Source organism: Pseudomonas sp. J380 (genome assembly GCF_009827115.1).
Classification (GTDB): domain Bacteria; phylum Pseudomonadota; class Gammaproteobacteria; order Pseudomonadales; family Pseudomonadaceae; genus Aquipseudomonas; species Aquipseudomonas paracarnis.
Genome location: NZ_CP043060.1, coordinates 3,346,017 through 3,359,613, shown reverse-complemented (window position 1 = coordinate 3,359,613; position 13,597 = coordinate 3,346,017). Strand labels below are relative to the sequence as shown.

The 13,597-nt window shown below is 61.5% G+C and carries 10 protein-coding genes and 1 pseudogene; all 11 read right to left on the bottom strand.

Features of this window, described 5'->3' with window-relative positions:
* Nucleotides 1-102 precede the first annotated feature (102 nt).
* Complete coding sequence (purD, locus tag FXO12_RS15320; RefSeq protein WP_014716727.1) at nt 103-1,395, bottom strand: phosphoribosylamine--glycine ligase; 1,293 nt, start codon at nt 1,393-1,395, stop codon at nt 103-105.
* A 125-nt stretch (nt 1,396-1,520) separates the two neighbouring features.
* Complete coding sequence (gene purH / locus FXO12_RS15315) at nt 1,521-3,128, bottom strand: bifunctional phosphoribosylaminoimidazolecarboxamide formyltransferase/IMP cyclohydrolase (RefSeq protein ID WP_057977756.1); 1,608 nt, start codon at nt 3,126-3,128, stop codon at nt 1,521-1,523.
* A gap of 82 nt (nt 3,129-3,210) precedes the next feature.
* A complete protein-coding gene (fis, locus tag FXO12_RS15310) occupies nt 3,211-3,531 on the bottom strand; it encodes a DNA-binding transcriptional regulator Fis (protein WP_002555375.1) in 321 nt (106 codons plus the stop codon).
* A complete protein-coding gene (dusB, locus tag FXO12_RS15305; protein WP_034126416.1) occupies nt 3,528-4,541 on the bottom strand; it encodes a tRNA dihydrouridine synthase DusB in 1,014 nt (337 codons plus the stop codon). Before dusB ends, fis begins: the two co-directional genes overlap by 4 nt.
* Before the next feature lie 185 nt (nt 4,542-4,726).
* Nucleotides 4,727-5,974, bottom strand: a complete 1,248-nt coding sequence (locus FXO12_RS15300; protein WP_054896397.1) for a DUF3426 domain-containing protein — start codon at nt 5,972-5,974, stop codon at nt 4,727-4,729.
* A gap of 30 nt (nt 5,975-6,004) precedes the next feature.
* Complete coding sequence (prmA, locus tag FXO12_RS15295; RefSeq protein WP_034134793.1) at nt 6,005-6,883, bottom strand: 50S ribosomal protein L11 methyltransferase; 879 nt, start codon at nt 6,881-6,883, stop codon at nt 6,005-6,007.
* Nucleotides 6,884-7,145: 262 nt separating this feature from the next.
* Nucleotides 7,146-8,507 carry an acetyl-CoA carboxylase biotin carboxylase subunit gene (gene accC, locus FXO12_RS15290; protein ID WP_003188188.1) on the bottom strand — a complete coding sequence of 454 codons (1,362 nt, stop codon included), beginning with the start codon at nt 8,505-8,507 and terminating at the stop codon, nt 7,146-7,148.
* A 17-nt stretch (nt 8,508-8,524) separates the two neighbouring features.
* On the bottom strand, nt 8,525-8,989 hold the full coding sequence (gene accB / locus FXO12_RS15285) for an acetyl-CoA carboxylase biotin carboxyl carrier protein (RefSeq protein WP_003188191.1): 465 nt from the start codon (nt 8,987-8,989) through the stop codon (nt 8,525-8,527).
* 24 nt (nt 8,990-9,013) lie between these two features.
* Nucleotides 9,014-9,469, bottom strand: coding sequence for a type II 3-dehydroquinate dehydratase (gene aroQ, locus FXO12_RS15280; RefSeq protein WP_003188192.1), 456 nt, complete (start codon nt 9,467-9,469; stop codon nt 9,014-9,016).
* 304 nt (nt 9,470-9,773) lie between these two features.
* A pseudogene (locus tag FXO12_RS29420) lies at nt 9,774-10,289 on the bottom strand (methyl-accepting chemotaxis protein); the annotation flags it as partial.
* Nucleotides 10,290-11,788: 1,499 nt separating this feature from the next.
* Entirely contained in the window at nt 11,789-13,459 is a 1,671-nt protein-coding gene (locus FXO12_RS15270) for a PleD family two-component system response regulator (RefSeq protein ID WP_034126420.1), read from the bottom strand.
* Between the last annotated feature and the right edge of the window lie 138 nt (nt 13,460-13,597).

Sequence of the window (13,597 nt, the reverse complement as noted above, 5' to 3'; positions counted from 1 at the left end):
GGTAGGTGGATGCACGGGTTAACTATGCGCGGGGCAACAGGGTACGGCAAGGGCCAAAGGCCCTTACCTAACCGAACGGATAGCTACTGCAAGTGTAGCTGCTCAGTTGTTCTCACCGCGTTCGCGGGCAATGGCACGGTAGCCAATGTCGGTGCGGTAGAAGCAGCCCTTCCAGTCGATTTTCGCCGCCAGTTTGTATGCCTGTTGTTGCGCGGCATCGACACTGGCACCCATCGCGGTGGCGCACAACACGCGGCCACCGGCGGTTACAACTTTGCCGTCCTTGAGCGCGGTGCCTGCATGGAACACCTTGCCTTCCAGCGCAGCGGCGGCGTCGAGGCCTTCGATCACATCGCCCTTGGCGTAGTCGGCGGGGTAGCCACCGGCCGCCAGCACAATCCCAACGCTAGGTCGTGGGTCCCACTGCGCTTCGACCTTGTCCAGGGCCTGGGCGAGGGCGGCTTCCACCAGCAGCACCAGGCTCGATTGCAGGCGCAGCATCACCGGTTGGGTTTCCGGATCGCCGAAGCGGCAGTTGAACTCGATGACTTTGGGGTTACCGGCTTTGTCGATCATCAGGCCGGCATAGAGGAAACCGGTGTACACGTTGCCTTCATCCGCCATGCCGCGCACGGTTGGCCAGATCACCAGGTCCATGACGCGCTGGTGGACGTCGGCGGTGACAACGGGCGCCGGGGAGTAGGCACCCATGCCGCCGGTGTTCGGGCCACTGTCGCCGTTGCCGACGCGCTTGTGGTCCTGGCTGGTGGCCATCGGCAATACGTTCTTGCCGTCGACCATCACGATAAAACTGGCTTCCTCGCCGTCGAGGAACTCCTCGATGACTACGCGTGAACCGGCGTCACCAAAGGCATTGCCGGCGAGCATGTCGCGCACGGCGTCTTCGGCTTCCTGCAGGGTCATGGCGACGATCACGCCTTTGCCGGCAGCCAGGCCATCGGCCTTGATCACGATCGGTGCGCCTTTCTCACGCAGGTAAGCCAGGGCCGGTTCGATCTCGGTGAAGTTCTGGTAGTCGGCCGTCGGGATCTTGTGGCGAGCCAGGAAGTCCTTGGTAAAGGCTTTCGAGCCTTCCAGCTGGGCGGCGCCAGCGGTAGGGCCAAAGCAATCCAGGCCACGGCTGCGGAACAGATCGACGACGCCTGCTACCAGTGGCACTTCCGGGCCGACGATGGTCAGGGAAACATTCTTCTCGGCAAAATCCGCCAACTGCTCCAGGGCCAGCACGTCGATGGCGACGTTTTCACACTTGGCTTCGATGGCGGTGCCGGCGTTGCCGGGAGCAACGAAGACTTTCTGCACGCGTGGGTCCTGGGCTACTTTCCAGGCCAGGGCGTGTTCACGGCCACCGCTGCCAATGATCAAAACATTCATTTCAAAAACCTCGTTAGGATGATCGTTCCCACGCTCTGCGTGGGAATGCCTCTACGGACGCTCTGCGTCCGAGGGACGCGGAGCGTCCCTGGCTGCGTTCCCACGCGGAGCGTGGGAACGATCAATCAGTGGCGGAAGTGGCGCATGCCGGTGAAGACCATCGCAATGCCAGCTTCATCAGCAGCGGCGATGACTTCTGCATCACGCATCGAACCGCCCGGTTGGATCACGGCGGTCACGCCAGCTTTCGCGGCGTTGTCCAGGCCGTCACGGAACGGGAAGAACGCATCGGAAGCCATCACCGAACCCACCACCTGCAAACCGGCATGTTCAGCCTTGATCGCGGCGATACGTGCCGAGTTCACGCGGCTCATCTGGCCGGCGCCGACACCGATGGTCTGGCGGTTCTTGGCGTAGACGATGGCGTTGGACTTGACGTATTTGGCCACTTTCCAGGCGAAGATCAGGTCGTTGATCTCTTGCTCGGTCGGCGCGCGCTTGGTCACGACTTTCAGGTCATCGCTGCCGATCATGCCGATGTCGCGGCTCTGTACCAGCAGGCCGCCATTGACGCGCTTGTAGTCCCAGGCCGCGGCGCGGTCTGCCGACCACTCGCCACAGGCCAGCAGGCGCACGTTGGTTTTGGCGGCGACGATGGCGCGGGCTTCTTCGCTGACGCTTGGGGCGATGATCACTTCGACGAACTGACGCTCGACGATGGCCTTGGCGGTCTCGGCATCCAGTTCGCGGTTGAAGGCAATGATGCCGCCGAATGCGGATTCGGTGTCGGTGGCGTAGGCCAGTTCGTACGCCTGGCGGATACCGCCTTCAGCGTCCGGGCTGACTGCCACGCCGCACGGGTTGGCGTGCTTGACGATCACGCAGGCCGGCTTGACGAAGCTCTTTACGCATTCCAGCGCGGCGTCAGTGTCGGCCACGTTGTTGTAGGAGAGTTCTTTGCCTTGCAGTTGAGTGGCGGTGGCGATGCCCACTTCGGCCGGCTTGGCTTCCACGTAGAACGCCGCACTCTGGTGCGGGTTCTCGCCGTAGCGCATTTCCTGGGCCTTGATGAACTGGCTGTTGAAGGTGCGCGGGAACTGGCTGCGACCTTCTGTGCTCAGGGTGTCAGCCGCTTGGTTCACGGTGCCCATGTAGTTGGCGATCATGCCGTCATAGGCGGCGGTGTGTTCGAACGCCTTGAGCATCAGGTCGAAGCGCTGGGCGTAGGTCAGGCCACCGGCCTTGAGGTTTTCCAGGACGTTGGCGTAGTCGCCGGCATTGACCACGATGGCCACGTCCTTATGGTTCTTGGCCGCCGAGCGCACCATGGTCGGGCCGCCGATATCGATGTTTTCGATGGCGGTCGGCAGGTCGCAACCTGGCTTGTTGATGGTGGCTTCGAACGGGTAGAGGTTAACGGCCACCAGGTCGATCGGCTTGATGCCGTGCTCGGTCATGATGGCGTCGTCGATGCCGCGACGGCCAAGGATGCCGCCGTGAATTTTCGGGTGCAGGGTCTTGACGCGACCGTCCATCATCTCTGCGAAACCGGTGTAGTCCGCGACTTCCACTGCGGCCACGCCGTTGTCCTGCAGCAGTTTGAAGGTCCCGCCCGTGGAGAGGATTTCCACACCCAGGGCTTCCAGCTCCCGGGCAAATTCAAGGATCCCGGTCTTGTCGGAAACACTGATCAAGGCACGGCGGATCGGCAGGCGGGTGGTCTGGTCGGTCATCTCAATTTCCATCAAAAGCAAAGGAAGTCAGCAAAAAAGGCGACCGGTTTTACGCGGGCGCCTTTCTGGTTTGATTGAATGCTTACAGCAAATCGTACTGCTTGAGCTTTTTGCGCAACGTGCCACGGTTGAGGCCCAGCAGCTCACTGGCTTTGGTCTGGTTGCCCTTGACGTAGTTCATCACGCTTTCGAGCAAGGGCGCCTCGACTTCGGAGAGCACCAGGTTGTACACATCCGTGACGGAAGCGCCCTCAAGGTGGGCGAAATAATTGTGCAGCGCCTTCTCGACACTCCCGCGAAGGGTCTGGCCTTCTTCGCTGGGCGTGTTGAGGTGCTGTTTCAAATTGACATTGTCGCTCACGGGTGTTGTTCCACTCACTAAAGTCTCGGTCATCATCGTCATGCGGCCACCCCTTCTCCATCCCCTGTTCCCAGGCTCTTGTCGCGTCCGGCGAAGAACTCACGAACGGTGGCGACCTGTGCCTGCGTTTCATCCAAACGATTGAACTGAGCGCGGAATTCCTTGGCGCCCGGCAAGGTGGCGAGATACCAGCCGACATGCTTGCGAGCAATGCGTACTCCCATCACGTCCCCATAAAAGGCGTGCAGGGCGGCCAGATGCTCTAGCAGAATACGTTCCACCTCGACCAACTCTGGTGCCGGCAAGACTTCACCGGTACGCAGGAAATGCTCGATTTCACGAAAAATCCACGGCCGCCCCTGGGCGGCCCGGCCAATCAACAAGCCATCGGCACCGGTCGCGTGCAGCACGCGCCGGGCTTTCTCGGCACTGTCGATGTCGCCATTGGCAAAGACGGGCATCGACACGGCCTGCTTGATCGCGGCAATGGTGTCGTACTCGGCTTCACCGGTATAAAGGTCGGCGCGGGTACGGCCATGCACCGCCAGCGCTGTAATGCCTGCCTGTTCAGCGATCTTCGCCACCGTCAGGCCATTCTTGTTGTCCCGGTCCCAACCGGTACGAATCTTCAGGGTCACCGGTACATCCACTGCGCCGACAACGGCCTGCAGGATCTCGGCGACCAACTGCTCATCTTTCAACAGTGCGGAACCGGCGGCCTTGTTGCAGACCTTCTTGGCCGGGCAGCCCATGTTGATATCGATGATCTGTGCACCCAGCTCCACATTGGCCCGTGCGGCATCCGCCAGCATCTGCGCATCGCCCCCGGCGATCTGCACCGAGCGTGGCTCGGGATCACCTTCGTGGATCATGCGCATCCGCGACTTGCGGGTGTTCCACAGACTCATGTCGCTGGTAACCATTTCAGAGACTACTAGACCCGCGCCCAGACGCTTGCACAGCTGACGAAAGGGCTGGTCGGTGACACCCGCCATCGGGGCGAGGATCAAGCCGTTTTGCAATGTGTATGGGCCGATGCGTACCGCCGACATAGGACTTCCCTGTTGTGGGGCCGGATCATTAGAGTTCGAAAAAGGGTTGGCATGATACCCGCTCTCGATGACTGGTTAAAGGCTGAATTGGATAAAATCTGAACAGTTACTTTTTTATCGCCATCGGTTTGGTTGACGGCGGTCAAGTCAATAATCCGCCGTCAAACCTCGGTGGGCACGCCGTTTTACTCGGGCGAGTGGAAGCTCAGGCTGTAGTTCACGGCTCTATTGCCCGGATCAAGAATGTCCAGGGAGATGTGGATAGGCGTCTGCGAGGGCATTTCGCTGACGCCAGCCAACTCGCCGCTGAGGTATTCGGCGGGCTTGAAGCGACGACTGGCAATCAGGCTGCCGTTCAAGTCCGCAAAGCGCAACTCCAGCAGCGGGAAGGGCTGGGAGAAGGTCGCACGGTTATAGATGATGGCATCGACCACCAGCGCCCCGGCGAATTCGGGGTGGCTGCGCACCACCAGATTGCTGCTCTTTATGTGAGTAATGTCGACCCGCGATGGCACGGTGCACCCCAGTTTCGGGCATAACGCCTGGAACCAGGGACGGTAGGCGTCCTGGCGGGCCAGGTCGTCGAATTGGTAGGCGATGTACTGGCCGGCCAGACCGGCAGCGGCGAGTACCACCAACAATATCCAGACCAGACGGCGACCCCAGCTTGACGGACGCTTCTGCGCATACAGGTGCAGGGGGTCGTCTTCCAGGTCCTGGAGTAACTCGTCGTGTACACCAGCCTCCGTTCGCGCGCGCTTGGGGCGCGGCTGTGCGCGGTCTTCGGGTTCAGGTTCATCGTGCTCGTCGCGGGTGGGTATCAGCGGCGGGTCGAGGTCGTCATCCACGGTAGTGGCGTGCAGAGCTGGTTCGTCATCGAGTTCGTCGACGTGGGCCGACATGGACGGTTCGGTGCGCTGTTTGGACGCAGGTGCCTTAACCGGCTCGGGCTCTTCTTCTGGTGCCTGGGCGCGCTCTTCGGGTGGCTCACTGAACAGGCTGGCCGCCCACTTTTCTTCCTCGGCCTTGACCGTATCGCGGCTGGCGCTGAAGGACTCTTCCTTTTGCCGGCGGTCGGCACCTGGCTGGCGACGTTCCGCACCCAAGGCCTGGGTATGTTGGATCTCGCGACGTTCCAGCTTGGCCAGTTCCTTGTCCAGGTTATCCAGGTCCAGCTCTTCGGCCGTCCACTGTTTCTGGCTGATGGCCCGTGGTGGCTCGGGAGGTGCTTCGCCAATCGGTTCGGGGGTTGTCGGCGCTTCAGGTTCCGGCGCAGACGCCTGGGCACGTTGCTCCAGCAACTGGCGAGCGGCGTTGAACACTTGCAGGCACGAGCCGCAACGCACCACGCCGCGGGCCACGCTCAATTGAGCGTGGTTGACGCGAAAGCGCGATTGGCAATGTGGGCACTGGGTGACGAAACTGTCGGTCATGCGGCCATCCGATTCAGGCAAGCGCTCATTCTAGCGCCGACGACCGCTGATGCGTACCCAGCCATCACGGTTGGCGATCGGGTCCAGCTCGAAGTCTTTGGCGTAGGCCGCAGCCACGTCTTCACCTTGCTCGGCGAGGATGCCCGACAGCGCCAGGCGCCCGCCCGGCTTGACCAGGCTCGACAGTTGCGGCGCCAGCGACACCAGTGGCCCGGCGAGGATATTGGCCACCAGCACATCGGCTTGAACCTGGGGCAGGTCCTCAGGCAGGTAGAGTGGGAATTTGCCTTCGGCAATGTTGTTGCGCCCGGCGTTATCGCGGGAGGCTTCCAGGGCCTGCACGTCGATATCGGTGCCCACGGCCTCCTTGGCGCCCAACAGCAGGGCGGCGATGGCCAGGATCCCCGAGCCGCAACCGAAGTCCAGTACGTTGCTATCGGTCAGGTCCTGGCCGTCCAGCCATTCCAGGCACAGGGCGGTGGTCGGGTGCGTGCCGGTACCGAACGCAAGGCCCGGGTCCAGCAGCAGGTTGACGGCGTCTGGCTCGGGCGCGGCGTGCCAGCTTGGCACGATCCACAGGCGCTGGCCGAAACGCATGGGCTGGAAGTTGTCCATCCAGCTGCGTTCCCAGTCCTGGTCTTCGATGACTTCGCTGTGATGCTCGGGCAGCGGGCCGCCGGTGAGCAGTTCCATATGGGCCAGCACGGCGGCGGCGTCGGTGCCGTCCTCGAACAGGGCCAGCAAGTGGGTGTGGGACCACAGCGGCGTGGTGTTGAGTTCCGGCTCGAAAATCGGCTGGTCTTCGGCGTCCATGAAGGTCACCGACACGGCGCCCACTTCGAGGAACGCGTCTTCGTAGGTTTCGGCTTGTTCTGGGCTGATGGCGAGACGGACTTGCAGCCAAGGCATGGCGGGCACCTTTGAAAAAAATGAATGTGCGGCGGGCAGGCCGCGAAAGCGCGCAAGTTTACGCGAGAGCAAGCCAGAAGACGACTGCGCCGACGATCGTTCCCGCGCTCGGCGTGGGAATGCCGCCTCGGACGCTCCGCGTCCCGTTGTTAAGGCGTGGTGCGGAGCGCCACAAGAGGCGTTCCCACGCGTGGGAACGATCAGGGGGCGGTGGCCCATAAACAACAAAACCGCCCGAAGGCGGTTTTGTTGGGTGGAGCACTTACTGGTTGGCCAGCTTGTGTTCCAGGTAGTGAATGTTCACACCACCTTCGCAGAAGCCTTCATCACGAACCAGATCCCGATGCAGCGGGATGTTGGTCTTGATGCCGTCGACCACGATTTCGTCCAGGGCGTTGCGCATACGGGCCATGGCCTCGTCGCGAGTGGCGCCCCAGGTGATCAGCTTGCCGATCAGCGAGTCGTAGTTGGACGGAACCTTGTAGCCGCTGTACAGGTGCGAATCCACACGTACGCCGTTGCCGCCGGGCGCGTGGAAATGCTTGACCAGGCCAGGGCTTGGGATAAAGGTTTTCGGGTCTTCGGCGTTGATGCGGCACTCCAGGGAGTGGCCGTGCATCTTCACGTCGTCCTGGGTGAAGGACAGCACGTTACCGGCTGCGATGCTCAGCATCTCCTTGACGATGTCGATACCGGTGACCATCTCCGATACCGGGTGCTCTACCTGCACACGAGTGTTCATCTCGATGAAGTAGAAGCGGCCGTTTTCGTAGAGGAACTCGAAGGTACCGGCGCCACGGTAGTTGATGTCGATGCACGCCTTGACGCAACGCGCCAGTACTTCCTGGCGGGCTTTCTCGTCCAGGCCCGGTGCCGGGGCTTCTTCCAATACCTTCTGGTGGCGACGTTGCAGCGAGCAATCGCGATCACCCAGGTGGATGGCGTGGCCCTGGCCGTCGGACAGTACCTGGACCTCCACGTGACGTGGGTTGGTCAGGTACTTCTCCAGGTAGACCATCGGGTTGCCGAACCAGGCGCCCGCTTCGGAGCGGGTCTGCTTGGCGGCTTCGATCAGGTCTTCTTCCTTGTGCACCACGCGCATGCCGCGACCACCACCGCCACCGGCGGCCTTGATGATCACCGGGTAGCCGACTTCGCGACCAATGCGCAGAGCGGTTTCCTCGTCTTCAGGCAGTGGGCCGTCGGAGCCTGGAACGGTGGGCACACCGGCCGCGATCATGGCGTCCTTGGCCGAGACCTTGTCGCCCATCAGGCGAATGGTTTCGGCTTTCGGGCCGATGAAGGCAAACCCGGATTTTTCCACTTGTTCGGCGAAGTCGGCGTTTTCCGCGAGGAAGCCGTAGCCCGGGTGGATGCCATCGGCGCCGGTCACTTCTGCCGCGGCGATGATATTCGAGACTTTCAGGTACGAGTTCGTGGCCAGTGGCGGGCCGATGCAGATGCTTTCGTCCGCCAGTTTCACGTGCATCAATTCGGTATCGGCCGTCGAGTAAACAGCGACGGTCTTGATGCCCTCTTCCTTACAGGCGCGCAGGATACGCAGCGCGATCTCGCCGCGGTTGGCGATCAGGACTTTTTGCAGTTTCTTCGCAGGTTTCAACATCGAAGGCGCTCCGCGGTTCAAACGATGGTGAACAGCGGCTGGTCGTACTCAACCGGCTGACCGTTTTCTACCAGGATGGATTCAATGACGCCGGCTTTTTCCGCGGTGATGTGGTTCATCATTTTCATCGCTTCAACGATGCAGATGGTGTCGCCCACTTTCACGGTCTTGCCCACTTCAACGAAGGCTGGCGAGGTCGGTGCCGGGGTGCGGTAGAAAGTACCGACCATTGGCGACTTGACCACGAAGCCGTTCAGCGCAGGAGCGGCTGGGGCGGCAGGTGCAGCGGCGGCGGCAGGTGCGGCAGCCGGAGCTGCAGCGGCTGGAGCCGGTGCTTGCATCTGTGGCGCGTAGAACTGTTGGGCCGGGGTCTTGCTGTGACGGCTGATCCGTACGGACTCTTCGCCTTCCTTGATTTCCAGCTCGTCGATACCGGATTCTTCCAGCAGTTCGATCAGTTTCTTAACTTTACGGATATCCATGAATCATCAACTCCCAAGGGTCGGTCAGGGGCGTTTAGCCTGTTCTTCAATGTGTTCCAGGGCGGCCTCCAGGGCCAGTCGGTAACCGCTGGCGCCAAGGCCGCAGATCACTCCTACCGCTACGTCGGAGAAGTAAGAGTGATGGCGGAAAGCTTCGCGTTTGTGCACGTTCGATAAATGCACTTCGATGAATGGGATGCTCACCGCCAGCAGCGCGTCACGTAATGCAACGCTTGTGTGCGTAAAAGCGGCGGGATTGATCAGAATAAAGTCCACGCCTTCGCCGCGCGCGGCATGGATGCGATCAATCAATTCATACTCGGCATTGCTTTGCAGGTAGAGCAAATGGTGGCCGGCTTCACGGGCCCGCTTTTCCAGGTCGAGGTTGATCTGGTCCAGGGTCACTGCCCCGTAGACGCCCGGTTCGCGGGTGCCAAGCAGGTTCAGGTTGGGTCCGTGAAGAACCAGTAAGGTCGCCATTGGCTGTTCCTTGTTATTGGTGTGGGTGCGTCAGAACCCGGCGACTATGCCGCAAAGCCTTTGTGACTGTCCAGTTCTATGCAGTAGCCGGCACGATTAGCGAGGATTGCGCAAAATTTGTGACTGGGAGACGGCATTTGGTCAGTGTGGGAGCTGATCGCACCCACGCTCCGCGTGGGCACGCATCCAGTGACGCTCTGCGTCACGGCTTTAAAGCGGGACGCGGAGCGTCTGGGGCGACATTCCCACGCGGAGCGTGGGAACGATCAGCCACATTGCGGTCTTCATAGAGGGCCGGATCGGGTTAGACGCGGAAGGCTTGCACGGCGGTAGTCAGTTGCCCACCCAGTACCAGCAGGTGCTCGCCCTGGCTACGGCCCTGGCCAATACGCAGCAAATTATCCTCACCCAATTGATGAATCCGCTCACTGTTGTCGCGTATCTCGCTCACGGCGCCACTCTGCTGCGCGGTCACATCGGCAATGCGTACGGCGGTATCCGAGATGGTCTGGATCGCCCCGACGATTTCATCCAGCGCGCCATCCGCCGCCTGGGCCTGCTGGGCGGTGGCTTCGGCGTGTTCGACCTGGGCGCGCATGCCTTCTACCGACTGGTGCGCGGCGCTTTGCAGGCCGGCGATCAGGCCCTGGATTTCGGCGGTGGCGCCGGCAGTACGCTGGGCCAGGGAGCGCACTTCGTCGGCTACCACGGCGAAACCACGTCCGGCTTCACCGGCGCGGGCGGCTTCGATAGCGGCGTTGAGCGCCAGCAGGTTGGTCTGGTCGGCAATCGAGCGAATCACCGTGAGCACGCCGCCGATGGTGGCGGACTCTTCGGCAAGTTTCTCGATCATCTGCGCGTTTTGCTGCACTTCGCCTACCAGCGCATGCAGCCCGGTGAGGCTCAGGCCGATAACGCGCTGGCCTTGCTCCACGGCTTGGCCTGCACTGCGACTGGCCCCGGCGGCCTGGCTGGCATCCCCGGCGACTTGCTGGATGGTGGCTTCCAGCTCGCCCAGGGAATCACGGATTTGCGCGGTGTCGCCGGCCTGGCGCTCGGCTCCGTCGTGCAGGCCGCTGCTCAGTTCGGCCAGGGCGCGGCTGCTGCCTGCCACTTCTTCGGCATTGCCACGGATGGTGCCGACCAGATCCACCAGGTAGGCGCGCAGGCGGTTAAGGGAGGCCTCGATATCGTGCAGTTCACGGTTGGTCTTGCCCAGGGCAATCGGTTGGCTGAAGTCGCCTTCGGCCCAGGTCGACAAGGCGGGTGCCAGGTTGGTCAGCACGCGCGCCAGGCGGCGTTGCAGGGTATCGATCAGCAATGCGATCAGCAGGATCAGACCAATCATCACCCCCTGCATCACACGCACTTCACCCTGAATCTTCGCGTGTTGCGCGCGCACCACGGGTTCCAGGCCGGCGATGGCCTGTTGTACGTTGGTGATTTTAAGGTGGGTGCTGGCGGCGAGATCGGCGCGTTGCTGGATCTGTTCACGGGTGCGTTGGAGTTCGGCGGGGTAGCGGGTCAACAGGCTGTTGAGTTCGCGCTTGAGGTCGACGCCGGTGTCCTGGGCTTCGGTTTTTTCGGTATTTTCCAGGCCCATCAACGCGGAAAAATCATCGGTGTTTGATTCAGCGCTGGCCTTTATTCCCAATAAGGGCAACTGCGCAAGCAGGTCGGCCTGAGTGCGCAGGTTGGTCACTTCCCGCTCGACATCCGCGGCCAACTCGGCGCGCCCGCTGCTGACTAGCTTGTCGCGGGCCAGGGACAGTTTGCCCAGGTGCTGTGAGGCTGCGAGCAATGGCGACATATAATGCGCAGCCTCCGCGGAATTGACACCGCTGGCGTACTGGCTCAATTGTTCCAGGTTCGCGCCCAGTTCACGCTCGGCTTGCAGCAACAGGGCTTGCGGGTCGCCAGCCAATTTACCGGCGGCCAACAGGTCGGTCTTGCTGAAAGTCTCCAGGTCCATGAGGCTGGGGCGCAGGTTTTGCGCCAAGTCGGGCGGCAGTTCGCCCAGCTGAAGCTGCAGGCTTTCCAGGCTCTGGGTGGCACTGCTCAGCCGCAGGGCATCGCCGCTGGCCAAGTAGTCCTCGATGTTACGGGCAGCCTGGTTTTGAAAGACCTGGGACAACCCGAGGTAGCGCTCCATCAACAAGTACGGACGCTCCAGCGCCCGTTGCGACCACCACAGTGTCGCCCCGAGGGCCAGGCACACAGCCACCAGCAGAAGGGTATTGAGATTGGTCAGCAGCTTCAGGCGCATGCGGGGTTTCAACCGACGGCAAGAGATAAGCGCCTGAATTTATTGCGTTTGTATTACAGCGTTATGACCGAATCGGTGGATTCTGGTGAAAAGATGGCACTTTGCTTTGATGTACGAGCGGCTTGCACGCGATTACGTCCGGCGTCTTTGGCGCGGTACAGCGCTTCGTCAGCCTGGGCGGCCATCATCAAGCTGTCGGAACCGTCGCACAGCTCCACCAGGCCGGCGCTGAAGGTGCACCACAAATCCTGCGGTTGGGCGGGGTAGTGGATTTCTGCAAAGCGCCGACGAATGTCGTCCAGCACCTTGCAGGCCGATTCCAGGTCGGTGTCGGGCATCACGATGGCGAACTCTTCACCGCCGTAGCGGCCGATGTAATCGGTCTTGCGCAAACGCTGCTTGAGAAACAGTGCCAGGCTCTTGATCACCCGGTCGCCCATGGGGTGGCCGTGGCTGTCATTGACGCGCTTGAAGTGGTCGATATCGAGCATGGCAAAGCTCAACGGCTTGTTCTCACGGCGTGCGCGGAAGCTGCAATCTTCGAGCAGTTGCAGGATATGCGTGTGGTTGTACAGCCCGGTCAGGCTGTCGCGCACCATCCGTGCCTTCAGGTTGCGTGCACGCGACGCACGGTTGCGCACGGTGGTGATCAGGTGACGCGGCTTGATCGGTTTGGTGAGGAAATCGTCACCGCCCTCGCTCATCGCATCCAGCTGTTTATCCAGGTCGTCCTCAGCCGACAGGTAAATGATCGGCACACTGACGTAGCGGTCGTTGTGGCGAATCACCTTGGCCAGTTCGGTGCCGGTACAGGCAGGCATGTACATGTCGAGGATGATCAGGTCGGGCTGGAAATCCGCCAGCTCGGCCATGGCCTGGATCGGTTCGGTCAATGTGCGAGTGACAATGCCGGCACTGTTGAGCAGGCGTTCGGTGTGCAGCGCCTGGGCCCGCGAGTCGTCGATGATCAGCACTTTGTACGGTTCGTACTGGGCCGCGCAGGTTAGCACTTCGATCTTTTCCAGCAGGCTTGAGGCCTCCAGGGTGCCGGTCAGGAACTCTTCGCCGCCGGCGCGTACGGCGGCCAGGCGTGTCGGGGTGTCGGTTTCGTGCAGGCTGAAAAACAACAGCGGCAGCTTTTGCTCCAGGCCCTCCTGGGCCTCTGCCGCGAGCTTCAGGCCCAGGCCCGTGCCGCAGAAGTCCACGTCCATCACGATCGCTGACGGCAAACGCTCGGCCATGGACGCGCGAAAGGCGGCGACGCTGTCCAGGGCGTGGGCGCCCATGCCGAAGAACTCCAACTGCTTGGCCAGGCGTTCGGCGCGGTCATGGTCGGCCAGCATCACATAGATCGGCTTGCGCATCGGCGGCAGGAAGGTTTGCTCCAGCTGATCGCCCTGGCGCAGGCCGGTGCGGGACAGGCGTTGCATCAAGCGGTTGAGCTCGGTGATCAGTTGGCTGCTCAGACGGCCACGGTTCTCGTCCACAGCCTGCAAGGATTGACTGATATGCCGTGCCAGTTGTGTGTGTTCGGGCTGTTCGAAGCGTTCGGCGAAGCGTTGCAGGCGCAGGTTGGCTTCGCTGAGTTCGGAAAAGTCGGCGTTCGACCACTCGCTGCGTTGCAGGCGCTGCCAGATCTCAAGAATTTGACGTGCCTGATGAATTACCCGCTGGGCAAAGTGCTGCTTGAGACGCTCGCGGCTGGGGTCTTCTGACTCGGTCATATCCTGACTACTGTGAGGGTGCATGCTGAGGTCGACTGATGGCTCTATGCTAGCACCTCTTTTCTGATAGATGAGTGTCATACGTCAATTAAGTCTGCGTGCCTGCCATTCAGTTATTGACCAGTGGGTCGCGCAGCG

Coding starts and splice junctions, on each gene's coding strand:
- aroQ (WP_003188192.1), bottom strand. CDS start 9,469: ATGGCGACCTTACTGGTTCTTCACGGACCCAACCTGAACCTGCTTGGC.
- accC (WP_003188188.1), bottom strand. CDS start 8,507: ATGTTGAAACCTGCGAAGAAACTGCAAAAAGTCCTGATCGCCAACCGC.
- fis (WP_002555375.1), bottom strand. CDS start 3,531: ATGACGATGATGACCGAGACTTTAGTGAGTGGAACAACACCCGTGAGC.
- dusB (WP_034126416.1), bottom strand. CDS start 4,541: ATGTCGGCGGTACGCATCGGCCCATACACATTGCAAAACGGCTTGATC.
- prmA (WP_034134793.1), bottom strand. CDS start 6,883: ATGCCTTGGCTGCAAGTCCGTCTCGCCATCAGCCCAGAACAAGCCGAA.
- FXO12_RS15270 (WP_034126420.1), bottom strand. CDS start 13,459: ATGACCGAGTCAGAAGACCCCAGCCGCGAGCGTCTCAAGCAGCACTTT.
- purH (WP_057977756.1), bottom strand. CDS start 3,128: ATGACCGACCAGACCACCCGCCTGCCGATCCGCCGTGCCTTGATCAGT.
- purD (WP_014716727.1), bottom strand. CDS start 1,395: ATGAATGTTTTGATCATTGGCAGCGGTGGCCGTGAACACGCCCTGGCC.
- accB (WP_003188191.1), bottom strand. CDS start 8,989: ATGGATATCCGTAAAGTTAAGAAACTGATCGAACTGCTGGAAGAATCC.
- FXO12_RS15300 (WP_054896397.1), bottom strand. CDS start 5,974: ATGACCGACAGTTTCGTCACCCAGTGCCCACATTGCCAATCGCGCTTT.